The organism is Sulfitobacter sp. 1A13496 (assembly GCF_043557225.1).
Lineage (GTDB): Bacteria > Pseudomonadota > Alphaproteobacteria > Rhodobacterales > Rhodobacteraceae > Sulfitobacter > Sulfitobacter faviae.
This window is the reverse complement of the sequence record NZ_JBIFFP010000004.1, coordinates 14,104-38,631: the sequence shown is the minus strand read 5'-3', so window position 1 is coordinate 38,631 and position 24,528 is coordinate 14,104. Positions and strand designations below refer to the sequence as shown.

Annotated in this window: 26 protein-coding genes; 12 read left to right on the top strand and 14 right to left on the bottom strand. The window is 62.4% G+C overall.

Going from position 1 to position 24,528, the window contains the following annotated elements; all coding sequences use genetic code 11:
* Position 1 precedes the first annotated feature (1 nt).
* The 5 genes from ACGYLX_RS10745 to ACGYLX_RS10725 are packed head-to-tail and all read right to left on the bottom strand — an operon-like array spanning position 2 to position 5,169.
* Positions 2–1,366 carry a glutamine synthetase family protein gene (locus tag ACGYLX_RS10745; RefSeq protein WP_394449355.1) on the bottom strand — a complete coding sequence of 455 codons (1,365 nt, stop codon included), beginning with the start codon at positions 1,364–1,366 and terminating at the stop codon, positions 2–4.
* Between the two features lie 59 nt (positions 1,367–1,425).
* Positions 1,426–2,463, bottom strand: coding sequence for a TRAP transporter substrate-binding protein (locus ACGYLX_RS10740; protein ID WP_394449352.1), 1,038 nt, complete (start codon positions 2,461–2,463; stop codon positions 1,426–1,428).
* A gap of 50 nt (positions 2,464–2,513) precedes the next feature.
* The gene (locus ACGYLX_RS10735; protein WP_067268276.1) at positions 2,514–3,839 is read right to left on the bottom strand and encodes a TRAP transporter large permease subunit; all 1,326 of its coding nucleotides are present in this window, start codon (positions 3,837–3,839) and stop codon (positions 2,514–2,516) included.
* Complete coding sequence (locus tag ACGYLX_RS10730; protein ID WP_067268278.1) at positions 3,839–4,405, bottom strand: TRAP transporter small permease subunit; 567 nt, start codon at positions 4,403–4,405, stop codon at positions 3,839–3,841. Before ACGYLX_RS10730 ends, ACGYLX_RS10735 begins: the two co-directional genes overlap by 1 nt.
* On the bottom strand, positions 4,402–5,169 hold the full coding sequence (locus ACGYLX_RS10725) for an N-formylglutamate amidohydrolase (protein WP_394449349.1): 768 nt from the start codon (positions 5,167–5,169) through the stop codon (positions 4,402–4,404). The genes ACGYLX_RS10730 and ACGYLX_RS10725 overlap by 4 nt, the downstream gene beginning before the upstream one ends.
* Before the next feature lie 120 nt (positions 5,170–5,289).
* On the opposite strand from ACGYLX_RS10725, the gene ACGYLX_RS10720 reads away from it, so the two are divergent.
* From ACGYLX_RS10720 to ACGYLX_RS10700, 5 genes are all read left to right on the top strand, one after another.
* Positions 5,290–6,162 carry a MurR/RpiR family transcriptional regulator gene (locus ACGYLX_RS10720; protein WP_394449346.1) on the top strand — a complete coding sequence of 291 codons (873 nt, stop codon included), beginning with the start codon at positions 5,290–5,292 and terminating at the stop codon, positions 6,160–6,162.
* Positions 6,163–6,297: 135 nt separating this feature from the next.
* A complete protein-coding gene (gene nadA / locus ACGYLX_RS10715; RefSeq protein ID WP_394449343.1) occupies positions 6,298–7,350 on the top strand; it encodes a quinolinate synthase NadA in 1,053 nt (350 codons plus the stop codon).
* A gap of 11 nt (positions 7,351–7,361) precedes the next feature.
* The gene (locus tag ACGYLX_RS10710) at positions 7,362–8,918 is read left to right on the top strand and encodes an L-aspartate oxidase (RefSeq protein WP_394449340.1); all 1,557 of its coding nucleotides are present in this window, start codon (positions 7,362–7,364) and stop codon (positions 8,916–8,918) included.
* Positions 8,919–8,920: 2 nt separating this feature from the next.
* Entirely contained in the window at positions 8,921–9,766 is an 846-nt protein-coding gene (gene nadC / locus ACGYLX_RS10705) for a carboxylating nicotinate-nucleotide diphosphorylase (protein WP_394449337.1), read from the top strand.
* Positions 9,767–9,810: 44 nt separating this feature from the next.
* A complete protein-coding gene (locus ACGYLX_RS10700; RefSeq protein ID WP_067268284.1) occupies positions 9,811–10,260 on the top strand; it encodes a GNAT family N-acetyltransferase in 450 nt (149 codons plus the stop codon).
* On the opposite strand, the gene ACGYLX_RS10695 is transcribed toward ACGYLX_RS10700, so the two are convergent.
* The 3 genes from ACGYLX_RS10695 to ACGYLX_RS10685 form a co-directional block, all read right to left on the bottom strand.
* A complete protein-coding gene (locus ACGYLX_RS10695; protein WP_394449333.1) occupies positions 10,250–11,755 on the bottom strand; it encodes a heme biosynthesis protein HemY in 1,506 nt (501 codons plus the stop codon). The genes ACGYLX_RS10700 and ACGYLX_RS10695 overlap by 11 nt on opposite strands.
* 10 nt (positions 11,756–11,765) lie before the next feature.
* Entirely contained in the window at positions 11,766–13,349 is a 1,584-nt protein-coding gene (locus tag ACGYLX_RS10690) for a hypothetical protein (RefSeq protein ID WP_394449330.1), read from the bottom strand.
* A gap of 71 nt (positions 13,350–13,420) precedes the next feature.
* Positions 13,421–14,119 carry a uroporphyrinogen-III synthase gene (locus ACGYLX_RS10685; RefSeq protein WP_394449327.1) on the bottom strand — a complete coding sequence of 233 codons (699 nt, stop codon included), beginning with the start codon at positions 14,117–14,119 and terminating at the stop codon, positions 13,421–13,423.
* Positions 14,120–14,194: 75 nt separating this feature from the next.
* Here ACGYLX_RS10685 and tsaD point away from each other — a divergent pair, with 75 nt between their 5' ends.
* From tsaD to ACGYLX_RS10665, 4 genes are read left to right on the top strand one after another with little or no spacing between them, the layout of a single operon-like run.
* Complete coding sequence (gene tsaD / locus ACGYLX_RS10680) at positions 14,195–15,298, top strand: tRNA (adenosine(37)-N6)-threonylcarbamoyltransferase complex transferase subunit TsaD (RefSeq protein ID WP_394449324.1); 1,104 nt, start codon at positions 14,195–14,197, stop codon at positions 15,296–15,298.
* A complete protein-coding gene (locus ACGYLX_RS10675; RefSeq protein ID WP_394449321.1) occupies positions 15,295–16,248 on the top strand; it encodes an NAD(P)H-dependent glycerol-3-phosphate dehydrogenase in 954 nt (317 codons plus the stop codon). The genes tsaD and ACGYLX_RS10675 overlap by 4 nt, the downstream gene beginning before the upstream one ends.
* Before the next feature lies 1 nt (position 16,249).
* Positions 16,250–16,522 carry a YciI family protein gene (locus tag ACGYLX_RS10670; RefSeq protein WP_067268301.1) on the top strand — a complete coding sequence of 91 codons (273 nt, stop codon included), beginning with the start codon at positions 16,250–16,252 and terminating at the stop codon, positions 16,520–16,522.
* Positions 16,522–16,941: an EVE domain-containing protein gene (locus ACGYLX_RS10665; protein WP_394449318.1), complete on the top strand. Its 420-nt coding sequence runs from the start codon at positions 16,522–16,524 to the stop codon at positions 16,939–16,941. Before ACGYLX_RS10670 ends, ACGYLX_RS10665 begins: the two co-directional genes overlap by 1 nt.
* Before the next feature lie 251 nt (positions 16,942–17,192).
* Here ACGYLX_RS10665 and ACGYLX_RS10660 read toward each other — a convergent pair whose 3' ends face one another.
* From ACGYLX_RS10660 to ACGYLX_RS10645, 4 genes are all read right to left on the bottom strand, one after another.
* Positions 17,193–17,534: a DUF2853 family protein gene (locus tag ACGYLX_RS10660; RefSeq protein WP_209216928.1), complete on the bottom strand. Its 342-nt coding sequence runs from the start codon at positions 17,532–17,534 to the stop codon at positions 17,193–17,195.
* Between the two features lie 172 nt (positions 17,535–17,706).
* On the bottom strand, positions 17,707–18,618 hold the full coding sequence (locus tag ACGYLX_RS10655; RefSeq protein WP_394449315.1) for a PRC-barrel domain-containing protein: 912 nt from the start codon (positions 18,616–18,618) through the stop codon (positions 17,707–17,709).
* Between the two features lie 206 nt (positions 18,619–18,824).
* A complete protein-coding gene (gene ahcY, locus ACGYLX_RS10650) occupies positions 18,825–20,216 on the bottom strand; it encodes an adenosylhomocysteinase (protein WP_394449312.1) in 1,392 nt (463 codons plus the stop codon).
* An 84-nt stretch (positions 20,217–20,300) separates the two neighbouring features.
* A complete protein-coding gene (locus tag ACGYLX_RS10645; RefSeq protein WP_271692692.1) occupies positions 20,301–20,603 on the bottom strand; it encodes an S-adenosyl-L-homocysteine hydrolase in 303 nt (100 codons plus the stop codon).
* Between the two features lie 75 nt (positions 20,604–20,678).
* Between ACGYLX_RS10645 and ACGYLX_RS10640 the strand changes: the two genes are divergently transcribed.
* Together ACGYLX_RS10640 and ACGYLX_RS10635 are read left to right on the top strand one after the other, a co-directional pair.
* Positions 20,679–21,275 carry an HD family hydrolase gene (locus tag ACGYLX_RS10640; RefSeq protein WP_067268313.1) on the top strand — a complete coding sequence of 199 codons (597 nt, stop codon included), beginning with the start codon at positions 20,679–20,681 and terminating at the stop codon, positions 21,273–21,275.
* Entirely contained in the window at positions 21,272–21,751 is a 480-nt protein-coding gene (locus tag ACGYLX_RS10635; RefSeq protein ID WP_394449309.1) for a GNAT family N-acetyltransferase, read from the top strand. The genes ACGYLX_RS10640 and ACGYLX_RS10635 overlap by 4 nt, the downstream gene beginning before the upstream one ends.
* On the opposite strand, the gene ACGYLX_RS10630 is transcribed toward ACGYLX_RS10635, so the two are convergent.
* Together ACGYLX_RS10630 and ACGYLX_RS10625 are read right to left on the bottom strand one after the other, a co-directional pair.
* Entirely contained in the window at positions 21,748–22,302 is a 555-nt protein-coding gene (locus tag ACGYLX_RS10630; RefSeq protein WP_394449306.1) for an ActR/PrrA/RegA family redox response regulator transcription factor, read from the bottom strand. The two genes, ACGYLX_RS10635 and ACGYLX_RS10630, sit on opposite strands and share 4 nt — an antisense overlap.
* 46 nt (positions 22,303–22,348) lie before the next feature.
* Positions 22,349–22,963, bottom strand: a complete 615-nt coding sequence (locus ACGYLX_RS10625) for an SCO family protein (protein WP_394449304.1) — start codon at positions 22,961–22,963, stop codon at positions 22,349–22,351.
* Between the two features lie 99 nt (positions 22,964–23,062).
* Between ACGYLX_RS10625 and regB the strand changes: the two genes are divergently transcribed.
* Entirely contained in the window at positions 23,063–24,454 is a 1,392-nt protein-coding gene (regB, locus tag ACGYLX_RS10620) for a sensor histidine kinase RegB (protein ID WP_394449301.1), read from the top strand.
* The last annotated feature ends 74 nt before the right edge of the window (positions 24,455–24,528 follow it).

Below are 24,528 nucleotides of genomic sequence, written 5' to 3'. Positions count from 1 at the left end.
CTCAGGCCCTTTCAAAGCCGCGGGCGATTTCCCAATCGGTCACCACCCGGTCATATTCTTCCTGCTCCCATTCCGCCGCGCGGGTGTAATGGGTCACTACATCGTCGCCCAAGACCTCGCGCAGGAACGTCGAGCCGCGCAGGGTCTCGGTTGCTGCCCGCAGGGTCTGGGGGATATCGACAGCGTCGGACTCGCCATAAGCATCGCCGCGTGTGGGCGGGGCCAGTTCCATCTTGTCTTCGATCCCTTTGATTCCAGCGGCCAGCATGACCGTCTGCGCCAGATAAGGGTTCAAGTCCGATCCGCCAATACGGCATTCAACGCGCACGCCCTTTGTCCCTGCCCCGCAGAGGCGAAACCCCGCGGTGCGGTTGTCGACGGACCAGACGGTCTTGGTCGGGGCGAAGGTGCCCTTGGCGAAGCGCTTGTAACTGTTCACATAGGGGGCGAGGAAATAGGTATATTCCGGCGCATAGGCGATCAGACCGGCCATATAGTGGCGCATCAGATCGGACATGCCCAACGCACCCTCGCTATCAAAGAAAGCCGCTTCGCCGTCTTTCCACAGCGACTGATGGACGTGGCTGGAAGAGCCGACGCGGTCCTTGTGCCACTTGGGCAGGAAGCTTGCCGCATGACCCTGCTGCCAAGCGATCTCCTTGACCGCATGTTTGGCAATCGTGTGATAATCGGCGCAATCAAGCGCCTCTGAATAGCGGATGTTGAGCTCTTCCTGACCGGCTTCGGCCTCGCCCTTGGAGTTCTCAATCGGCAGACCGGCGGCGAAGAGATGGTTGCGCAGCGGGCGCATGACGTTCTCTTCCTTGGTGGTCTGAAGGATGTTGTAGTCCTCGTTATAGCCGCTGATCGGCGTGAGGTCGCGGTAGCCGCCCTTGCGGATGGCGTCAAAGCTCTGCTCGAAAAGGAAGAACTCCAGCTCGGTCGCCATCATGGCGTCGAAACCCAGTTCCTTCAGCCGCGCGATCTGTTTCTTCAGCATGGCGCGCGGGGAATGCGGCACCGGCTGGTGGGTGTCGTGATCCAGCACGTCGCAAAGCACCATCACCGTGCCCTCGAGCCACGGCACCGGGCGGATCGTGTCGAGGTCGGGCTGCATCACATAGTCGCCGTAGCCCGTCTCCCATGAGGTGGAGGCAAAGCCTTCGGGCGTGGCCATCTCAAGGTCGGTGGCCAGCAGGTAGTTGCAGCAATGGGTTTCTTTATAAGAGGTCTCGACGAAGTTGACGGCATGGAAGCGCTTGCCCATCAACCGGCCTTGCATGTCCACAAGGCACGCAAGAACCGTATCGACGGATCCTTCTTTGACCAGTTTTTTCAGCGCGTCGAATGTCAGTGTGCCGGGCATGTTCTGTCCACTTCAGGGGGTAAGGCGGGGGCGCAGGCAGCGCGCCCCCGGTTGTCGGTTCAGCCGTTGGTATAGGGCGGACCGGCTTTGTTGATGACTTCGTTATAGTCACGGAAGATCTGCACGATCTTGGCGTGCACTTCGCCTTCTTCGGCGATCTCTGTCCAGAAGTCCTTGGCCGCGTTTTCAACCTCGGCCCATTCGTCGGCAGGCACGGTGCTGAGCTTGAGCTTGTCGCCCTGCGCCCGCAGACGCGCCTCGCCGCCCCAGTACCACTGGTTGCGGTAGGTGTGGCCCGCTTCGATCCCCGCCATGACCAGCTGCTTGAGGTGATCCGGCAGATCGGCCCACTGCTGTTGGTTGACGAAGAACGACCCGATCCAAGCACCCGAGATGTTGTTGGTCAGGAAGTAGTCGGTCACATCGGCCCAGCCGACGGTGTAGTCTTCGGTGATGCCGGACCACGCCATGCCGTCGAGCTCGCCGGTCTGCACGGCGACTTCGGCGTCCTCGTAGGGAATGTTCACCGGCACCACGCCGAACTTCGACAAGAAGCGGCCCGCGGTGGGGAAGGTGTAGAGCTTCAGACCGTCCAGATCGGCGACCGATTTGATCTCTTTGGTGGTGTTGAAGTTGCAGGGGTCTTGGCCCGCAGCCGACAGCCATTCAACACCGACCTTGGCGTATTCCTCTTTCCAGATTTCGGCCAAACCGTACTGGTTGAACAGCACCGGCACGTCGAGAATGTGCTTGGTGGCGAAGGGGAAGTAGCCGCCGAATTGTTGCAGCGGCGTGGGCGAGGCCATGGAGTCGTCATCGGAATGCACCATGTCGATGGTGCCGCGCTGCATGGCTTGGAACAGCTCACCGGTGGGGACGATCTGGTCGGCGTAGAACAGTTCGATCTCCATCTCGCCGTTGGCGGCGGCATTGATGTAATCGACCGCCGGTTTGGTCACCTGTTCACCCAAAGCGGCGCCGGCATAGGTCTGCATGCGCCATTTGATCGGCGCTTGGGCATGAACGATGGAGGGCGCGGCGAGGGCCGCAGGGGCGGCGACGGTGGCCCCGGATAGAAACTTTCTGCGAGTGGTCATACGTCTCTCCTTTGTTGAAATCTCAGGCCGTCTTTGCGCGGCTCTCTTTGTTATTTGTCGTAGATGTAATCGGGCAGCCATGTCGCGATCTCCGGGAAGACCATGACGAGTATCAACGCCAAGACCATCACCAGCACGAAGGGCGTGATCGACGCATAGATGTCGCGCAGGGTGATCTCGGGCGGGGCCATGGCGCGCATCAGGAACAGGTTATAGCCGAAGGGCGGCGTCATATAGGCGATCTGCGTGGTGATCGTGTAAAGGATACCATACCAGATCAGATCAAAGCCCAGCGCACCGACCAAGGGCACATAGAGCGGCGCCACGATCACCAGCATCGCCGTATCATCAAGGAAGGTGCCCATGATGATGAAGCTAAGCTGCATCATGATCAGGATCATCCAGGGGCTGAGGTTCATCTTCTCGGTGAACAGGCTCTCAATCGCCTTTACCGCCCCCAGCCCGTCAAAGACCGCGCCAAAGGCGAGGGCGGCGAGGATGATCCACATGAACATGCAGGTGATGCCCAAGGTGTTGCGCACGGAGTTCTCGAAAACCTCGCGGGTCATGCGGCCCTTGAGAACGGCAGCAAAAAATGCGGCCGCAGCCCCGATGGCCGAGCTTTCGACCAAGCTGGTCCACCCGTTGACGAAAGGCACCATCATCACCGCAAAGATCACCAGCGGCAGGATGCCCGCCCGCAGAAGGCGCAGTTTCTCGGCACGGGGAATGTCGCGATCCTCGGCTGAGAGGATGGGACCAAGTTCGGGATTCATCCGGCAGCGGATGACGATATAGGCGATGAACATCGCTGCCATCATCAACCCCGGGATAACCCCGGCAAGCCACAACTGCCCAACCGGCTGCCGCGCGATCATCGCGTAAAGCACCAGCACCACCGAAGGCGGCACGAGGATGCCAAGGCTGGACCCTGCTTGGATCACCCCCGTGACCATCCTTTTGTCATAGCCACGTTTCAGCAGTTCCGGGAGCGCAATGGTCGAGCCAATCGCCATGCCCGCCACGCTGAGCCCATTCATCGCCGAGATCAGCACCATCAGGCCAATCGTGCCAATCGCCAGCCCGCCGCGCACCCCGCCCATCCAGACGTGGAACATGCGGTAAAGGTCATCGGCGATGCGGCTTTCGCTCAGGACATAGCCCATGAAGATGAACATCGGCAGCGTCAGCAGCGGATACCATTTCATCAGCTTCATCGCGGCGGCGAAACCGATGTCATAGCCGCCCTTGTCGCCCCACAGCAGCAGCGCCGAAACCACGGCGATAAAGCCGATGGCGCCAAACACCCGCTGGCCGGTCAGTAGCATCAGCATCATTGACGAGAACATCAATGTCGCAATCATTTCATAGGACATCAGATGGCCTCACCCTTGAGCCGCAGCACGTCTTTCGCGAGCTCGGACAGACATTGCAGCAGCATCAGAAAGATGCCGACGATCATCACGACCTTGATCGGCCAGAGATAGGGACGCCATGCGGAGCTGGATTGCTCCATATGGCCAACCTCTTCGCTGCCGGTGATCAGGCCACCGAAAAAGCTGAACGGCTCGGTCCCCCAATAGCCCAGCGAATAGGCGGTAGAGCTTACCGCGCCATAGAGCAGCACGCAGAGATAGAAGATCAGGAAGAAGACGGTAAAGAGGTCAAACCACGCTTTGCGGCGCAGCGACCAATCGCCATAGAGCAGGTCCATCCGCACGTTCGACCCCAGTTGGATGGAATAGGGACCGCCCAAGATGTAATAGCCCACCATGACGAACTGCGCCATTTCAAGCGTCCAAAGCGAGGGGACGAAGAAGGCTTTGCTGACGGTGGACCACAACAGCACCCCCATAAGGACAAAGATGCCATACATCATGATCCGCCCGATCCGCCGGTTCATCGCGTCGATGCCCCGGATATAGCCCCGGATGAACCTCATGGTTTGACCTCCTCCATCTCGGGCTGAGCCATGGCGGCACGGAGCCAATTGCTGATCATCTCGGCCATCTGCCGCTGTTCGGCTTCGGTCGTGATGAGGTCGTTACGGACCTCTAGCATGACATGGGGATGACCATGGGCCAGCCCATGTTCTTTCAGCGTATGGGTCACGCCGTCCTGCGGACCGTAGGGCTCATTTCGTTCGACATTCAGAGCCGTGAACTCCGACGCCACCGCGAGCATCGCATCGGCAAGGCGCGTGTCGCTGTCGTGCAGAATGCCGATCTCAACGCTGCGCGGTTTGCCGTGGTAAATCGGCGTGAAACTATGCACCGTGACAATCGCAGGCGCATCGACCCGCTTGATCGTCGCCGCCAAAGTCGCGCGGAAAGGTTCGTAATAGCGCGCCACCCGCTCGGCTCGGCCCGCGTCATCAAGCGAGGCATTGCCGGGGATCGCGAAAATCTCGCTCTGCGCTGGCATCGCGCCGGGGGCTTCGGGCGGGCGGTTGCAGTCATAGACCAGACGCGAGACGCGCCCCGCCACCAGCACCGCATCCAGATCCTGCGCCATGGCCCGGGCCACGCCCAAGGCGCCGGGGTCCCAAGCCACATGGCTTTCGCGGGCCGCGGCATCCAGCCCAAGGCCGTCGTAGCAATCCGGTATCTCACGCGCCGCATGTTCGCAGACCAAGACCAACGGTGCCTTGGCCCCGGCATTGATCACCTCGACGGCTTCATTCGAAAGATCTGTCTGTTCTGACACCCTGTCCCCCTCAATTGCTTCAAACCTCATTCGGGCGGGGGGCTTCTGTCAACAGAATAATGTCAAATTTATTACAACGCCATTCAGTTTGTGTTATTACTCGTCAAAAGAGGGGCATCCATGGCTGAACCGACGCTGACCATTTCCGACCGTATCCAGCAAGAGTTGGACCGGCTGACCCGTGCGGAACGGCAACTTGCCCATTCGATTCTGGAAAACTACCCCGCCTCCGGCCTCGGCCCGCTGACGGCGCTGGCGAAGGATGCCAATGTCTCAACCCCCACCGTGGCGCGGATGGTGCAAAAGCTGGGGTTCAAGGGTTACCCTGAGTTTCAGAACGAGTTGCGCGAAGAGCTTAAGGCCAAGGCCAAAAACCCCATCGCCAAACATGACAACTGGACCGAAGGCGCGCCCTCGGGCCATGTGTTGAACCGTTTCACCGACGCGGTGATCGACAATATCCGCCACACGTTGGGCCAGATCGAGCCTGCCACCTTCGACCGCGCCTGCGCGATGATCGCCGATACTGCGCATCCGCTCTATATCGTGGGCGGGCGCATCACCCATGTGATGGCCGAATATCTGTTCCTTCACGCCCAGATCATCCGCCCCCGGGTGACACATATCCAATCCACATCAAACGCTTGGCCGCATTACCTACTGGACGTGGGCGAAGGGGATGTTTTCGTTGTTTTCGACGTGCGGCGCTATGAGAACAACACGCTAAAGCTGGCGGAGATGGCCCATGCGCGCGGGGCCAAGATCATCCTCTTCACCGACCAGTGGCGCTCTCCTGTGCATAGCCTTGCCGATATCTGTTTCTCCAGCCGGATCGTCGCGCCCTCAGCTTGGGACAGCGCGGCGGCCACGCTGCTGCTGGTAGAGAGCGTGATTTCGGCCATGCAGGACATCAACTGGGAGGATACAAAGGACCGCGCCGAACGGCTGGAAGACATGTTCGATCAGACCCGTTTGTTCCGCAAATTCACCTGACGCCCCGGGCAGGCTACGCCGTGTCACAAAGGGTATTAGCTTGCCCAAACCCCGCCAGTCGTCTATGGCCAGCACGCCGGGTGTGGTGTCCAGCGCGGTGCCGTGACACGCGCCAAGGCCGGAGGGGGACCGACCATGCGTGATGAAATCTTTTCGCCCAGCGAACTTGAGCGCCATTATGACCTCGCGCCATCGCCGGCGCTGGCGGCGGAAATGGCCGATATCTACGCCAAGATGGACCGTGTCGTCTCACCCCCCGATTGGGCCATCCACGCGCCCTATGTCGCCGCGATCAACAAGCTCAAGAAAGAGCGTAACGCCGTCATCCTTGCGCATAATTACATGACGCCCGACATCTACCATGGCATCGCGGATTTCGTCGGCGACAGCCTGCAACTCGCCATCAAGGCGACCGAGGTTGAGGCCGATGTCATCGTGCAATGCGGCGTGCATTTCATGGCCGAGACCTCGAAAATCCTGAACCCCGCCAAGACCGTGCTGATCCCCGACATGGAAGCGGGTTGTTCACTGGCCGAAAGCATCACCGCCGAGGGCGTCGCACAGATGCGCGCGCAATATCCCGGCGCGCCGGTTGTCACTTACGTCAACACCACGGCAGAGGTGAAGGCGGCGTCGGACATCTGCTGCACCTCGTCGAACGCGGCGCAGATCGTGGCTGCGCTTGAGGCCGACACGATCATCATGACGCCGGACAAATATCTGGCCCAGAACATCGCCAAACAGGTGCCGCAAAAGCGCATTGTCTGGTGGGACGGCGCCTGCATCGTGCACGAACGCTATACCGCCAAGGACATCGCGGATTACCGCGAGTGGAACCCTGACACCCGCATCATCGCGCATCCCGAATGCCCGCCCGACGTGGTGGCAGAGGCGGATTTTTCCGGCTCGACCAGCGGCATCCTTGACTATGTGCACCGCGAGAAACCCGCCAAGGCGATGCTGGTCACCGAATGCTCCATGGCGTCGAACATCGCCGATGAATTGCCCGAGGTCGATTTCGTCGGCCCTTGCAACATGTGCCCCTACATGAAGAAGATCACGCTGGAAAAGGTGCTCTGGTCGCTGCACACGATGTCCGGCGCCGTCGAAGTGGAGGCCGAGGTTGCCAGCAAGGCGCGGGTGGCCGTGCAACGGATGATCGACCTCTCCCGCGAACTCGGCCTCTGAAGGGCGCGCGCGTGGAGCAGATCACAACCGGCAGGATCATCATCGTTGGGGCCGGTCTGGGCGCGCTCTATGCCGCGCTTTGTCTTGCGCCGCGCCCAGTTTTGCTAATCTCGCCCGATCCTTTGGGGTCTGGGGCCAGTTCCGCTTGGGCGCAGGGCGGCGTGGCCGCCGCGATGGCGCAGGCCGACAGCCCCGAGGCCCATGCGCTCGACACCATCAAAGCCGGGGCGGGCACGGTCGAGCCGCGCGTCGCCGCCACCGTAGCGGATGAGGCCCGCGCCCATATCCTCGCCCTGACCGATTTCGGCACTGCCTTCGATCGCAGCGCCGATGGTGGCTATGTCATGTCGCGCGAGGCGGCGCATAGCTTTGCCCGCGTCGTGCGCGTGCAAGGCGATCAAGCGGGGACCGAGATCATGCGCGCCCTGATCGAAAAGGTGCGCGAAACACCCTCGATCCAAGTGCTCGAAGGGGTGCTGGCCCGCGGTTTGGAAAGTGACGGTACCAAGGTCTCCGGGGTCGAGGTCGAACTGGCCCGACCCGAAGGCTCCGCCCCCGTGATGCTGCGCGGCGCGGGGGTCTTGCTGGCGGGCGGCGGGTCTGGCGGGCTTTATGCGCTGACCACCAACCCGGCCCGCATTCGCGGGCAGGTGATCGGCATGGCCGCCAGGGCGGGCGCACTCATTGCCGATGCGGAATTCGTGCAGTTTCACCCCACCGCCATCGATTGCGGCGAAGACCCCGCGCCCTTGGCGACCGAAGCACTGCGCGGGGCCGGGGCCCATCTGATCAACCGCGAAGGCGCGCGTTTTATGGAGGCGGTTCACCCCCTTGCCGAGCTTGCCCCGCGCGATGTCGTGGCCCGTGCGATCTTTGCCCAGACCCAGACGGGGCTGCGCCCCATGCTGGACACCCGCGCGGCCTTGGGCGCGGCGGTGCTGACCGACTACCCCGCCGTCGCAGCCGCCTGCGCGCGCAATGGCATCGACCCGGTGACCCAGCCCATCCCCGTCGCCGCCGCGGCGCATTACCATATGGGCGGTGTCGCGACGGATGCGCATGGCCGCTCAAGCCTCGCCGGGCTCTGGGTCTGCGGAGAGGCGTCTTCGACTGGGCTGCACGGCGCGAACCGTCTGGCATCAAACGGGCTGCTCGAAGCGCTGGTCTTTGCCCGCCGCGCAGCGCAGGACATGCTTGAGGAATGCGAGGCGGGCGACGATGACGCCGTACAGCTGCCGGAGTTGTCTGCTGGTGAGACACCGAACGAGACCCTCGTCACCCGTCTGCGCCAAACCATGACCGCAGAGGTCGGCGTGCTGCGGGATGCGGCGGGCTTGCACCGCGCCTTAACGGCCATCGCCGAGATCGAAGCGGCGCAACCCGATTGTGCCCAGTTGCAAAACATGACCGCCACCGCGACGCTCATCGCCGCCGCCGCCCTCGCCCGGCGCGAAAGCCGGGGCGCGCATTGCCGCACGGACTATCCCGAAACGCTCCCCGAAGCCGCCCGCAGCTTCATGACATTGGCCGAGGCCACCGCCCGCCGCTCCAACCCCGAGGACGCCTGAAGATGACCACCGCCCTGCCCGACCTGATCCTTGAGCCGCTGGTCCGCGCCGCCTTGATGGAAGACCTCGGCACCTATGGTGACGTCACGACCCGCAGCGTAATTCCCGAGGGCACGACCTATACCGCCCGGCTGCGCGCCCGCGCCGAGGGGGTCGTCTCTGGCATGCAGATCGCGCGGCTGGCCTTTCACCTTGTCGACCCGACGCTTGAGGTGCGCACGCTGAAGGAAGACGGCAGCAGGATCGCCAAAGGTGACACGCTGATGGAGATCGAGGGCTCCGCCGCCGCGATCCTCTCGGCGGAACGTGTGGCGCTGAACTTTGCTGGGCGGCTCTCGGGCATCGCCACCCTGACAGCGGCCTGCGTGGCCGAAACGAAGGGGACGGAGACCCGGATCACCTGCACCCGCAAAACCACGCCGGGGCTGCGCATGGTCGAGAAACAGGCGGTGCTGCATGGCGGCGGGTTCAACCACCGCTTCTCCCTCTCTGACGCGATCCTGATCAAGGACAACCACATCGCTGCCGCCGGGGGCATCCGGCCTGTGTTGCAGGCGGTCAAGGCCAATGCCTCGCATATGATCCGGGTCGAGATCGAGGTCGACACGCTGGCGCAGCTTCAAGAGGTCTTGGACGAAGGCGGCGCGGATGTGGTGCTGTTGGATAATATGGACACGCCGACGCTCGCGCAGGCGGTCGAAATGGCACAGGGGCGCATCGTACTGGAGGCCTCGGGCAACATGACCCTGCCGCGCTTGGCCGAGGTCGCGGCAACGGGGGTGCACTATATCTCTATGGGCGCGCTGACACATTCTGCAACAACGCTGGACCTTGGGCTGGATTTCTGAACCAACTGGGGCAAAGATCGCGCAGCCAGCGAAGGGAGCCCGCCATGTCCGACCTTACCATCCGAACCGTGAGAGACCATGACCGCGCCGATTGGGAGCGGCTTTATCAAGGCTATGCCGAATTCTATAAAGTCGAGCAGACGCCGGAAATGCGCGCGCGGGTCTGGTCTTGGCTGCATGATCCGCTGACCGAGGTCGAAGGGCTGGTCTGCGAAGATGCTGAAGGGCGGGTGATCGGACTGACCCATTTTCGGCATTTCGCCCGCCCGCTTGCTGCGGCGACGGGCTGTTTCCTTGACGATCTTTTCGTGGCCCCCGAAGCCCGCGGCAGCGGGGCTGCCGATGCGCTGATCGGAGAGGTGAAAAAGATCGCCCAGAAGCGCGGCTGGAGCCTCGTGCGCTGGATCACGGCCGAGGATAACTACCGCGGCCGTGGTGTTTATGACAGGCTGGCCACCCGGACCAACTGGGTCACCTACGACATTAAGCTGTAGGGTCCGGCGCTTTCTTGGGCGTCTCGGGATCGGTCGGCTTTTCCGGTTCGGTCACCAGTTCCGCATCTTCGATATCCTCCGTCCGCGTGGTCAACGCCCCCTCCGTTGGGGTCGTTTCCGGCGCGCCCACGATCAGGGGCAGCATCTGAACACCGCTCGGCATGGCTACCTCCGACAGCGGCGGCGTCTTCCATTCCAGCGTGTCAAAGCTCTTGCAGTTTTCGCAGATCGGAACCCATTCGGCATGGATGTGGTGGCAGTTCTCGCAAATCCACTGCGGCCCGCGTGAAACGTTCAGCGCGCGTGTCAGCCAGCCTTTGACCACGGTGTCCGGCGCGCCCTCGCCCCGCTCGATCGCCGCCATCAGGGTGACGGACCGGGCCGAAGGATCGGTCTCAACCAGATTGCCAAGCGCCCGGCGCGCTTCGGGGAAGTCTTCGTTGGCGATGTGCAGTTCGGCCAGCAGCATCTTGGTCTCGGGATGGTCGGGCTGAGATTTGGTCAGCGCGCGGAACCGTTTGATTCGCTGGGGCGGTGTCTCATCCGGCTGAATCTCGGCAAAGGCGGCGGCAAGATCGGGGTGCGGCTGCACGCTCCACGCTTTTTGCAGCACTTTGGAAGCATTGCGGGGCTTGTCCTGCGCGATATAGCTGCGCGCGGCCATCACCGCGGCGGGCACCAGATCAGGCGACAGGCGGTTGGCTTCGATCGCGGCCTCACGGGCTTCGACACTGTTGCCCTCGTCGATAACCTCGCGCGCCTCGGAAAGCGCCAAAACCGCGTCGCGGCGCTTGTGTACATCGCGCGGCAGATGGCCGTTTTTATACTTGGCCTGCAGAGTGCCACGCGCACCGGTCCAATCATGTTTCTCGGCCTGCAACTTCAGCAGGGTGTCGCCGGTTTCCTCATGTTTGGGCTTCAGCGCGAAGGCCTTTTCGGCCAGTTTCAGCGCCGTTTCGGTATCTCCATCAGCCAGCTTCTGCTTCATGATACCGCGCACACCGACGAAACGGGTCTTTTCGTCTTCGACCAGCTTGCGATAGGTCCGTTCGGCCTTGCGACGGTCCCCCGCCAGCTCCGCCGCCTGCGCGGTCAGCAGATTGGTCAGTGCCGGGCGGCTGAGATAGCGGTCGGCCTTGGCCGCCTTGGCCATCGCGACCTGTCCCTCGCCGCTGGCCAGCGCCATCAACCCGTCCGACAGCGCCTCATAGCCCTTACGCTCGCGGTTGCGGTCAAAGTAGCGCGACAGCGCCGTCTCATCGCCATTCAGGAAATGCCAGACTGCCGAGAGCAGCGACACGATCTTGAGCAACACCCAAACCGCAAGCATCAGCAGCAAAACGGCGATCACCGATTGCAGCGGCCCAAGGGTATATTCCGTGCCCGCCACGGTCAGCTGAATGCCACCTTCGCTTTCCAACAGGAAGCCTGCACCCCAAGCCAGAGCGGCGACCAGCACGACAAAAAGAACGATTTTAATAAGAGACCAGAGCATTTTTCGTTCCTCAGTTGGCCGTCAGGCGTTGGGAGAGTTCATTGGCGGCGGTTTCAGCCGCCTGACGCGCGCGCGCATCGGCGAGCCATTCCGCCATCGCATCCTGCGCGGGGGCCGGCAGCGTGTCGATCTCAGCCAGCGCATCGGTCAAACGGCCATCGCGCACCGCCGCTTCGGCGCGAGACAGGACAGCATCGGCATCCGTTCCTTCGCGCGGCGCGACCGAGCGGGCGCCGAGTTGGCGTTTCAGGAAGTTGCCAAAGCCGCCTTCGCCCTCTTCCGGCACGGCGGCACGGGCGGTGGCCAGCGCTTCACGCGCGGCATCGGGATAACGCGCTTGGAGATTGGCGAGGGTGACGACACCGCCCGCGGCGCTTTCACGCAGGGTTTCGGGTATGTCCTCGACCCCGGCCTGCTGCAATTCGGCCAGCGGCGCTTCGAAGGGGCGGCCGGCGCTGATCGCGGCGTTCATCTGGGTCATCGCAGTCTGGGCACGGGCCGCTTCCGCCGCGGCGGCAGTAGCCTCTTCGGCGGTCTGGGCGTTTTCCAGCAGGCTCTCGATCTCGCTGCGCTGTTCGGCGACGGAGGCGCGCAGGGCTTCCATCTCACGCTCAAAGGCCGCGACCGCGACTTGGTTGTCACCGCCGGTGGCGGGTTGCTTTTCAACCGTGGTGAGGCGGCTGTCGATCTCGGCCAATTGGCTTTGCAGCGCCGAGAGGGCCTCGCGGCTGCCGGTCAGTTCTTCGCGCAGCGCGTCGACCTGCGGCAGGCTTTCCGGCAGGGTGGCAGGCTCTTCGACGCGGGCTTCCAGTTCCGCGATGCGGGCCTGCTGCGCTTCCATCGCGCTCTGCAATTCTGCCGCGCTTTGTGCCCGGGTGCCCAAGACGTCATATTCCGATGCGGCAAAGCCGAGGCCCGCAGCGATGGCACCGCCGAGCAGCATGGGGAAGAACACGCTGCGCTTGCGCTCTTTCGGGGCAGGCTCAGGGGCCGGGGTTGATGCAGCAGGTGGGGACGTCGGTTTGGACGTGGCAGCGCTTGGCTTTTCGGCCTTTTCCGGCGCGGGTTTGGACGAGCTACCGCTCGGCTTAGACGCAGCCGCCGAGGCGCGTGAGGGCGCGGGATCAGCGGCCGGTTTGTCTTTGGGCGCCGGTTTGTCCTTGGGTGCAGCGCTGGTGGCGCTTGTCTTGGGATCGTTCTTGGGCGAAGCCGCCTGGGGCTTCGTCGCTTTAGCCGGTGTGGCACTCTCGGGCTTGTCTTTAGCCTGCGTAGTGCTTTCGGGCTTGGCCGGGGCTTTGTCGTCCGGCTTGGCCGCAGCGGTGGGCTTCGCTGTCGTTTTATCCGTTGTGGGCGTGGTGCTGGGTGTTTTTGATGGGTCGGCCTTGCCCGTTTCGGTTTTCACCGCGTCGGCCTTGGCATCCTCGGTTTTCGGCGTGTCGGGTTTTGCCGTCTCCACCCCATTACCATCGGTCTGGCTGGGTTTCGCGGCCTCGGCCTTCTCTGCCGTGGTTGCCTTATCCGCCGCGGGAGGCGTCTGATCGGCTGTGGTCTTGTCCGCTTCGCTTTTGCTGACCGTCTTCTTGGGTTTTGCCACGCCTCACGCCTTTCGATTCTGAACCTGTCATTCACTCGCAATGGCGAGCTTACCCGGCATACCTATGCCCCTCAAGGCAAGGTGGTGCAGCGGAATAGTTTTTCAACGGCCTCTGCCATGGCCTCGCCGGTGGGTTCTGCGGCGACATCATGCGCATAGAGCGGCAGAGCTTCAAGCGCCTGAGCGACGACGCGGCTGATCGACAGGGCGATGACCCGTTCCGTCGAGCTTGCTTCGCGGGCGAAATGCTGCGCGCTGCGCGGAGAAAACAGCGGCACGATAACGGGGTCAGGGCCGCTTAGAAGGGTCTGCGCGGCGGTAGAGAGCGGCAGAAGGGTCTGGTCATAGACCGTGGCGGTTTCCACCCTTTGACCCGAAGCGCTTAAAATTCCGGCAATATCTGCCCGCCGGTGCCGCCCGGCAAGGTGCAAGAGCGGGCCGAGCTGGGGGCGTTCCGCAAAGGTCGCGATCAGCGCCTCGGCATCCAGCCCGACCATCTGCGCCTGCCAGCCCGCTTTGCCCGCCGCCGCCGTGGTCTGCGGGCCGACACAATAGGCAGGCCGCCCCTCCCCCAAAGGCGCATGGGCCACGGCATTGGCCGAGGTAAAGATCACCCCGGCATAAGGCGAAAGATCGACAGGCTCACCCGTCGCGGTAATCTCGATCAGCGGAGAGATCACGGCCCCGTCGCGCAGCGCAGGCGAAATCCGATCCAGAAACTGCGCGGCACCGGGCTGGGGACGTGTCAGAAGCAATCTTGGCTGCGGCATCGCAAGGCTCCGGCATTGTTTGCGCGTGAGAGCGGTGTTACCTGCGGTACAGGTGCCTTGCAACGGAAAGCCCCCATGCCCTCTACCCAGTCTCAGACCCGCTTGATCCTTGGTTTGGAAAGCAGTTGCGACGATACCGCCGCCGCCGTGGTGCGCATGGAGAAGGACGGGCGCGGCAAGGTGCTGGCCTCGGTCGTGGCGGGCCAGACCGAGCTGCACGCCGACTTTGGCGGCGTCGTCCCCGAAATCGCCGCCCGCGCCCATGCCGAGAAATTGGACCACTGTGTCGAGGATGCCTTGGCCGAAGCTGGTATCGGCCTGCCGCAGATTGACGCCATCGCGGTGACCGCCGGGCCGGGGCTGATCGGCGGCGTGGTGTCGGGCGTGATGTGCGCCAAGGGGCTCTCGGCGGCGACGGGCAAACCGCTTTACGGGGTGAACCACCTCGCGGGTCACGCGCTGACCCCGCGGCTGACCGATGATGTGCCCTATCCCTATCTGATGTTGCTGGTCTCGGGCGGGCATTGTCAGTTTCTACTGGTACGCGGGCCGGAAAGTTTCGACCGTCTCGGCGGTACCATCGACGATGCCCCGGGGGAGGCCTTTGACAAGGTCGCGCGGCTGTTGGGCCTGCCCCAGCCGGGCGGACCGTCGATCGAAAAATGCGCCCAAGAGGGCGATGCGAAACGCTTTGCCCTGCCGCGCCCCCTGCTGGATCGCGAAGGCTGCGACATGTCCTTCTCGGGTTTGAAAACCGCTGTGCTGCGCGCGCGCGACAAATGCGTGGCAGAGCGTGGCGGGCTGACGCGGCAGGATCAAGCGGACCTCGCCGCGGGGTTTCAAGCCGCCGTGGTCGATGTGCTGGCCCATAAAACGCGCCGCGCCTTTGCGGAGTATCCGGCAGAGGGTGCGCGGAGCCTTTGCGTGGCGGGGGGCGTGGCGGCAAACAAGTCCATCCGCGCCGCGTTAGAGACTGTTGCGGCCGCGCAAGAGGCCGCCTTCGTGGCGCCGCCCTTGGCGCTTTGCACTGACAACGCCGCGATGATCGCCTTCGCGGCGGGAGAGCAGGCCGCCCTGCGGGATGCCGATGACCTGACCCTTGCCGCGCGGCCCCGCTGGCCGCTGGACACGGCGCGCCCGGCGATGCTGGGCAGTGGCAAGAAGGGGGCCAAGGCATGAGCGTTTCCGTCCTCGGCGCAGGGGCATTCGGCACGGCGCTGGCCATTTCGCTTGCGGGCAAAGGGCCGGTAACACTCTGGGCGCGTGACGCGGGGGACATGGCCGCGCGGCGAGAGAACGCCAAACGCCTGCCCGGCTGCCCTTTCCCCGAGACGCTCAGCGTGACCGAAAGTCTTGCCCAAGCCGCTGAGGCCGAGACCCTTTTGCTGGCCGTGCCGATGCAAAAGCTGCGCAGCGTGCTAAAGGAACATCGCGCGGCGCTTCACGGGAAACATTTGGTCGCCTGCTGCAAAGGCATCGAACTCAGCAGCGGCGTGGGGCCGGTCAGCGTGATCGAAGAGACCATTCCCGAAGCCACCGCCGCGATCCTGACGGGACCGAGCTTTGCCGCCGATATCGCACGGGGCCTGCCCACCGCGCTCACCTTGGCCTGTGCAGACCCTGCGGCGGGCGAACAGCTGCAAGCGGAACTCACCACGGCAAACCTGCGGCTTTACCGCACCACGGATACCACCGGCGCGGAATTGGGCGGGGCGCTGAAAAATGTCGTCGCCATCGCCAGCGGGGCTGCGATAGGGGCCGGATTGGGCGAAAGCGCCCGCGCCGCGCTGATGACCCGCGGCTATGCCGAAATGCAACGCCTTGCCGCCCATCTGAAGGCTGAGCCGACAACGCTGGCCGGGCTTTCGGGCTTTGGTGATCTCACGCTGACCTGCACCTCCGAGCAATCGCGCAACTACCGTTTGGGACAATCGCTGGGCCAAGGCACCCCCTTTGACCGATCAACCACGGTCGAAGGGGCCGCGACCGCCCGCGCCGTCGATGCGCTGGCGCGCGAAGCGGCGCTTGATATGCCGATCACCCGCGCGGTTGCCGGATTGCTCGACAACCAGTTAGATGTGGCTGGTGCCATGAAATCTTTGCTGACCCGCCCCCTAAAGGAAGAATGATATGTTTGTTGCCCTGATCGCCCATGACAAAGCCGATGGCCTGCCGATCCGTCAGGAAAACCGGCCCGACCATTTGGCCTATCTGAAATCCAGCGATGCCGTGGCGCAGGCTGGCCCGCTTTTGGATGCTGAAGGCGGTATGATCGGTTCGCTCATCATTCTGGACGTGCCCGATATGGCCGCAGCCGAGGATTGGGCCGCGAATGACCCCTACGCCAAAGCCGGCTTGTTCCAAAGCGTGACCCTGACCCATTGGAACCGGGTGATCGGCTGATGGCCTATTGGTTGTTCAAATCCGAACCCGCAACTTGGAGCTGGGCCGATCAGAAGGCCAAGGGCGACGCGGGTGAGGAATGGGACGGCGTGCGCAACTATCAGGCGCGCAATTTCATGCGTGAGATGAAGGTCGGCGACCTCGGGTTCTTTTACCACTCGCAGAAAGACCGTGAGGTCGTCGGCATCGTCGAAGTCTGCGCCGAGGCTCACCCCGACAGCAGCACTGATGACCCACGTTGGGAATGTGTGGACATCAAAGCGGTGCGGTCGTTCGCCCAGCCAGTCAGTTTGGATACGATCAAAGCGGACCCAAGGCTGGAGGACATGGTTCTGGTGAAGAATTCGCGCCTATCCGTGCAGCCCGTGACCGAAGCGGAATGGCAGCTTATCTGCGCCTTGGGCAAGACCGCGCCCTAATACCGGCGCGGCCATCGGAAAAACGAAAAAGGGTTCCGGCACCCCGCCAGAACCCTTCTCACCCCATGTGCTCCCATAACCACCACACATGTTCGTAACTCTTACCAGCCGCTCTGGCCGATATAAGAGAGATAGCAGAAACCGGTGATTTACTCAACTTTCGACTGTGTCAAAGCCCGCGCAAAAACGAAACGCGCGCTTAACCAAGCGCGCGTCTCAGGTAAGGTTTTGGTAGGGTTTCCCACCGCCCTTCAGGCGTAGACGGACTCTTTGCCGAAGTGTTTGACCAGCATGTAATAGACCACCGCGCGGTACTTGTTCCGCTCGGACCGGCCATAGGTTTCAATCACTTTTTGAATGCCGCCCATAAGATGCTCATCATCCGGCAGGCCGAGTTTCTTGATCAGGAAGTTGTCCTTTACGGTGTTCAACTCAGCCGTATCGCTGGAAGACACCGTCTGCGCGTCGGCGTTATAGATCGACGGTCCGCAGCCGATGGTCACCTTGGTCAAAAGGTCCATATCCGGCTCCATGCCGCATTTGTTCTTCAGGTCTTCGGCGTATTTGGCGATCCATTCGTCACGCTTGCCCATAAAATCTCTCCCAATAGTGTCTTCGGCCCGTCAGGGGTTCCTGAGACCGGAGCCTAAGGCCATATCCCTGTATTGCAAAAGATTTATTTCGGGCGCGACGGGCTGACCCCGGAGCCGCCAGAAAAAGAGGCGCCCGAATTGGGCGCCTCTCAGTCAGGATATCGGCTGTCGCTTAGGTGGCGTCGTCAAGGCGGACGTCGTCTTCCAGCCCTTCGATGTTGCCTTCATCGACTTCCGGCTGGGCTTCCAGCTCGGCTTTGGTCCAGGAGCTCAGCTTCAGGTCGTTCTCGGCTGCCATGGAGATTTCCTCAAGCGGTACGGCGACGGTGTGCTCGCCAAGGCCAAGGAAGCCGCCCACGCCAACAACAGCGGCATAGCCATCGTCGGTCTTGATGACATAGTCGACATCACCAATGCTCTCGCCATCGGCTTCGACCACGGTCAGGCCGACCAGATCACCCACGACCATGCCGGAGAATGCGTTGCTCATGCCGGTGTCGGTGCGTGTCACATCTGTTTCCATGTCCGCTTCGGTGTTGGAAGCGACATTCTCATCCAGATCGGTTTCGGCATCGCCTTCGATCTCGGCGGTGGTTTCGTTGTCGAAATCGGCATCTTCGTCGGCTGCGAGATCGGTGTCAGTCTCGGTGGTGACGGTGCCGCTGGTGTCGGTGCTCAGGGTCGAATTCGACTCTGAATCGGCGTTTCCGGCCAGATCCGCTTCGGCATCGGTTGTCGGCGTCACGCCATCGGTCTCGGCGGTCAGTTCCGCTTCGTTGTCGACTTCGGTATCACCTTCGAACTCTGCGCCCTGTGTCGGAGCGGTCAGGATTTCATCGGTGGTGTTGGGGTCGTTGGTCCCCTCGTAGTCGTCGGAATTTTCGCGCGACATCTCAGCGGTTCGCTCGGCCTGCTGCTCAACAGTGGCGGTCAGATCGTTGGCCGTGTTGGTGACGCTCTCGCCCGAGATGGTGGTCTCGGCTTCCGCGGCGGCACCGGCTTCGGTGTCGGCGGTCTGAGCGAATGCAGTGCCCGCAGTCAGAGCGAGGGCGGCGACGGTGGACTTCAGGAATGTACGTTTCATCTTCGATACTCCTTTTGAATGGTCTGGGGATGAAACACCGCCCGATTGACTATGTTCCGCCCGTCCTCCGCCCCTGGCAGATATGTGCTTGAATCCGCCGATTGAGCTGATTTTCCTATATATCGTAGTCGTTTGACATAAAAACGCCGCCCCGGTGATCTCCGGGACGGCGCTGAAACATGCTGAAAGAGGGAACTCTTCGCGGCTTAGTAGCGGTAATGCTCGGGCTTGAACGGCCCCTCGGGCGTCACGCCGATATAGGCCGCTTGCTCTGGGTTCAGCTTCGAAAGTTTCACGCCGATCCGGTCGAGGTGCAGACGGGCAACTTTTTCATCCAGATGCTTGGGCAGGATGTAGACGTCATTCTCGTATTTGTCGGTGTTTTCCCACAGTTCGATCTGCGCCAGCACTTGGTTGGTGAAGGACGCGGACATGACGAAAGACGGGTGCCCGGTGGCGTTGCCGAGGTTCAGCAGACGGCCTTCGGACAGCAGGATCAGACGATTGCCATTCGGCATCTCGATCATGTCCACCTGCTCTTTGATGTTGGTCCACTTGTGGTTCTTCAACGCGGCAACTTGGATTTCATTGTCAAAATGGCCGATGTTGCCGACGATGGCCATGTCCTTCATCTCGCGCATATGCTCGATGCGGATCACGTCCTTGTTGCCGGTGGTGGTGATAAAGATATCGGCGGTGCCGACCACGTCTTCCAGCAGCACGACCTCGAAACCGTCCATCGCGGCTTGCAGCGCGCAGATCGGGTCGACTTCGGTGACCTTCACGCGGGCACCCGCCCCCCGCAGAGACGCGGCGGAGCCTTTGCCCACGTCGCCATAGCCCATGACAACGGCGACCTTTCCCGCCATCATCGTATCGGTGGCGCGGCGGATACCGTCGACGAGGCTCTCTTTACAGCCGTATTTGTTGTCGAACTTCGACTTTGTGACAGAGTCGTTCACGTTGATCGCGGGGAAGGGCAGCTGGCCCTGTTTCACGAGATCATAGAGACGGTGCACGCCGGTGGTGGTCTCCTCAGACACGCCCTTGATCTGGTCGCGCATCTTGGTGAACCAACCGGGGCTTTCGGCCATACGCTTCTTGATCTGGGCGAAGATCGCCTCTTCCTCTTCGGACTTCGGCACAGCGATCAGTTCGTCTTCGCCATTTTCCACACGCGCGCCGAGAAGGATGTAGAGCGTTGCATCGCCGCCATCGTCGAGGATCAGGTTCGGCCCTTCGGGGAACATGAAGGATTTGTCGAGGTAATCCCAATGCTCGACCAACGACTGGCCTTTGATGGCGAAGACCGGCACGCCCGCTTCGGCGATGGCTGCGGCCGCGTGGTCTTGGGTCGAGAAGATGTTGCAGGATGCCCAACGCACATCGGCGCCAAGGGCGACCAGCGTTTCGATCAGAACGGCGGTCTGGATGGTCATGTGCAAAGAGCCGACGATCCGCGCGCCTTTCAGCGGTTTGCTATCACCGTATTCTTCGCGCAGCGCCATCAGGCCCGGCATTTCGGTCTCGGCGATGTCCAGCTCTTTACGCCCGTAGGCCGCCAGATTGATATCCTTAACAATATAGTCGTGGGCCATGCGGCGCTCCTGTTTGAAGTGTTGCAGGGCGGTTAGCACCTTCGCCGCGAATTCTCAACGTGAATGGGGGAAAGCCGCGCCGGATCAGTCCAGAAGAGCGGCCAGTTGCTTATCACCCGACAGGCCCGCCATCCAATCATCGCCTTGAGCCAGCACGCAGGCATTGCCATCGGCCAAAGTCTTGACCAAGGTCCATGTCCCCGACTGATCCGATGCCCAAAGCTGGTTGTTGTCCTCACGCTGACCCGGCACCGGCTCTTCGCCGTACCAATCGATCAGGGCAGACTTCATTTCCTTGGCGGGCATGCAGACTTCTTCTGCCTGTGCAGCACCGGCGAGGGTGGCCAAGGTAACTGCAACTATCGTACCGGAAAAAACGGGTTTCATGATCATCTCCTTCGTGGGATGAACAGGTTTGACAGGGATTTGTTCCCAAGGCTCACGACGTAAGGACCCCCGCGAATGGCGCAGAAACCACGCGCATGGCAAAGGATGCTGTCAGGTCGGCGGCTTGACCTGCTCGACCCCACGCCGGTCGATGTCGAGATCGAAGACATCGCCCATGGTCTGGCCTTTGTCGCGCGCTGGAACGGGCAGACACGGGGCGACTATGCCTATTCGGTGGCCGAACATTCGCTGCTGGTGGAAACGATTTTCGCCCGCATCGCCCCGCGTGCGCCTGCAAAATGGCGTCTGGCCGCGTTGCTGCATGATGCGCCGGAATATGTGATCGGCGACATGATCTCACCCGTAAAGGCCGCCGTCGGGCCGGATTATCGCGCTTTGGATGAACGGTTGACCACTGCCGTGCATGTCCGCTTCGGCCTCCCCGCCAGCTTGCCGGTGCGGGTCAAGCAGCAGATCAAGAAGGCCGACCGCGTCAGCGCTTGGATGGAGGCCAGCCAGATCGCAGGCTTTTCCGAGGCCGAGGCGACCCGTTTCTTTGGCCGCCCCGATGCGGCGCTGATGGAAGGGCTGAGCATCCTGCTGCGCCCGCCGGTCGAGGTGCGGGCCGAGTTCACCGAACGGCACGCGGCGCTGCTGCGCGAAATGGCGTGATCCACATCCGCCGCGCCGGAGCGCTCGATACCCGCACCTTGGCCGAATTGCTGAACGCGATTATCGCCAAGGGCGGCACCACCGCCATGGTCAGCCCCGTCACCCCGCGCGAGTTGCAGGGCTGGATGGCCGCGCCCGGCAGCGCATGGCATCTGGCGGAAGACGGGCGCGGCGCGCTGAAAGGCTTTCAGTACATCGAACCCCATCCCGATCTGCCCGAAGGCGGTGTGGACGTCGCAACTTTCGTACGGTTGGGAGAGACGGGGTTTGGCATCGGCTCGGCCCTGTTCGAACAGACTAAACAGGCCGCGCGTGATCTAGGCTATGCCCATATCCACGCCATCATCCGCGCCGACAATCAGGGCGGGCTGGCCTATCACCAAAGCCGCGGCTTCGAAGATTTCAGACGGCTGCCAAACTGCACATTGGCCGATGGCACCCGCGTCGATAAAATCTGGAAACGGTTCGAACTTTAGCGCGGAGAGCGTTTTGCCAAGATGCGCTGCAAGGTCCGCCGGTGCATGTTCAGCCGCCGCGCGGTTTCCGAGACATTGCGATCACAGAGTTCATAGACCCGCTGGATATGCTCCCACCGCACGCGATCCGCGCTCATCGGGTTTTCCGGCGGTTCGGGCAGGTCCCCTCCGGTGGCCAAAAGCGCATTCACAATGTCATTGGCGTCAGCGGGTTTCGACAGGTAATCCGTGGCCCCGGATTTCACCGCCGCCACCGCCGTGGCAATCGCACCATAGCCCGTCAGCACCACGACCCGCGCATCGGCGCGCCTGTCGCGCAGCACTTCCACCACGTCGAGGCCGTTGCCATCCTGAAGCCGCAGATCAACCACCGCAAAAGCCGGGGGGCGTGCGGTTGCGATGGCCTTACCCGCCGCGACGGACCCTGCGGTTTCCACCTCAAAACCGCGTTTCTCCATCGCCTTGGCCAAACGGCGCAGAAACGGCTCATCGTCATCGACCAAAAGCAAGCTGCGGTCCGCGCCTAAGTCAGAAATATCCTGCATCAACATCCCCTCTCAAAGGCTAATATGGGGCGGCCATGGCGGCGGGTCAATTTCAGCTTTGATCGAGGAAGCAGCCAATGCTGTCGGCCATCTCTTCGGGGCGTACTTCGCGGCGGAAAAAGTCGACAACGCCTTCCTCGGGCATGACCAGATAGCTGAAGGTGGAGTGATCGACGAGGTATTCGCCATTCTCATCTTCGGGGTGCACCTTGTAATAGGTGCGATACGCTTGGCTGGCGGCTTTGATTTGCTCGGGCGAGCCGGTCAGCCCGACCATACGCGGGTGCATCACCTCGGCAAAATCACCGACCACTTCTGGCGTGTCGCGCGCAGGGTCAACGGTGATGAAGACCGGCGTGATGCTCTGGCCGCGTTCATCGAGGATCTCGGTCGCCGCGGCGTTGCGGTCCACGTCCAGCGGGCAGACATCGGGGCAGGAGGTATAGCCGAAATAGAGCAGGGCAGGCTCCTTGATCACATCGGCATCGGTCACGGTTTCACCCGCGCTGTTGACCAGTTCAAACGGCCCGCCGATATCGCCGCCCGCCACTTGGCTCGACCGGCAGGTGGCATAGGGATCGTCCTCGCCCCGCAGCACCATGAAAGCCGTCCCGGCCAGAAATACCGCCGCGACCCCTGCCGCGCCAAATGCAATCATTCGTTTCATGTCAGTCCTCCGCCATGCTGGCCGGTCTTGATCGTGTTTCGCCGCAGACCTACGCTAGATCGCAGGTGATGCAAGACGCAATAAAGTGATGGGGCTAAGATGACGCAGGCAAATATCCGGCCCCTCGATGGGCGCACCCGCGCCAGTTGGATCCGCCTGCGCACGATGATCCTGCTGCGCTGGTTCGCCATCGCCGGACAGTTGACCGCCGTCACCGTGGCGCAATGGGCGCTTGGGCTGCAACTGGCCTTTGGCCTATGTTACCTGACGATCGGGGCCTCGGTGGTGGGCAACCTTGTCGCGGCCTTCGTCTTTCCGCAGAACAAACGCCTGTCGGAGCGCGAGAACCTCGCCATGGTGCTTTTCGACCTGCTGCAACTGACCGCGCTTCTGGCGCTGACCGGCGGGTTGCACAATCCCTTTGCACTTCTGCTGCTGGCCCCGGTGACGATCTCGGCCACCGCGCTCAGCCTGCGCTCGACACTGGTTCTGGGCGCCACCGCGATTATCGCGGCCTCGGTGCTGGCGCTGTGGCATCTGCCGTTGGTGACGCAATCGGGCGATGTGCTGCGCCAGCCCGGCATCTTCGTCTTTGGCCATTGGGCGGCGCTGCTCATCGCTATCGTCTTTACCAGTGCCTATTCCCGGCGCGTCACGACCGAAGTCCACTCCATGGCCGACGCGCTCTCGGCCACGCAGATGGTGCTGGCACGGGAGCAGAAACTCTCGGACCTCAGCGGCGTCGTTGCCGCCGCTGCACATGAATTGGGAACGCCGCTTGCCACGATCAAACTGGCCAGCACCGAACTGCTGGGCGATCTGGAAGACCGCCCTGATCTGGCCGAAGACGCCGCGCTGATCCGCGATCAGGCCGACCGCTGCCGGGATATCCTACGCGACATGGGCCGCATCGGGAAAGACGATCTGCACATGCAGCGCGCGCAGCTGACAGCCGTGGTGAAAGAGGCCGCCGAGCCGCATCTGGAGCGCGGCAAGACGGTGATGTTTTCCGACAACCCGATGGCCCGAGACCCGGCCCGCGCCCCGACGATTCCGCGCAAGCCCGAGATCATCCACGGGCTGCGCAATCTGGTGCAGAACGCCGTGGATTTTGCCGAAACCACGGTTTGGATCGAAACCGAATGGTCCGCCGAGGATATCTCGGTGCGGATCATCGACAACGGGCCGGGCTTCCCGCCGCAGCATCTGGGCCGCATCGGCGACCCGTTTTTGCGCCGCCGAGGAGGTGCATCGAACGAGACGGCGCGGCCCGAATATGAGGGCATGGGGCTGGGGCTGTTCATCGCCAAGACCTTCCTCGAACGCTCGGGCGCGCGGTTGCGCTTTGCCAATGGGTCCGACAGCGGTTGGCTGCGCGGGCTGCCCCCCGCTGGCAGCGGTGCTGTGGTCGAAGTCGTCTGGCCACGCCGCCTGCTGGACCTTGGCCCCGATGACAGCGTGATGGGCGAGAACCAGCGTCTGACGGCCTGACGGCGGGATTGGCGCGTTTGTTAACCCACCGTTAACCATTGGGGCTCAAAATAGGGCGTCGCATTTGCCGAAAG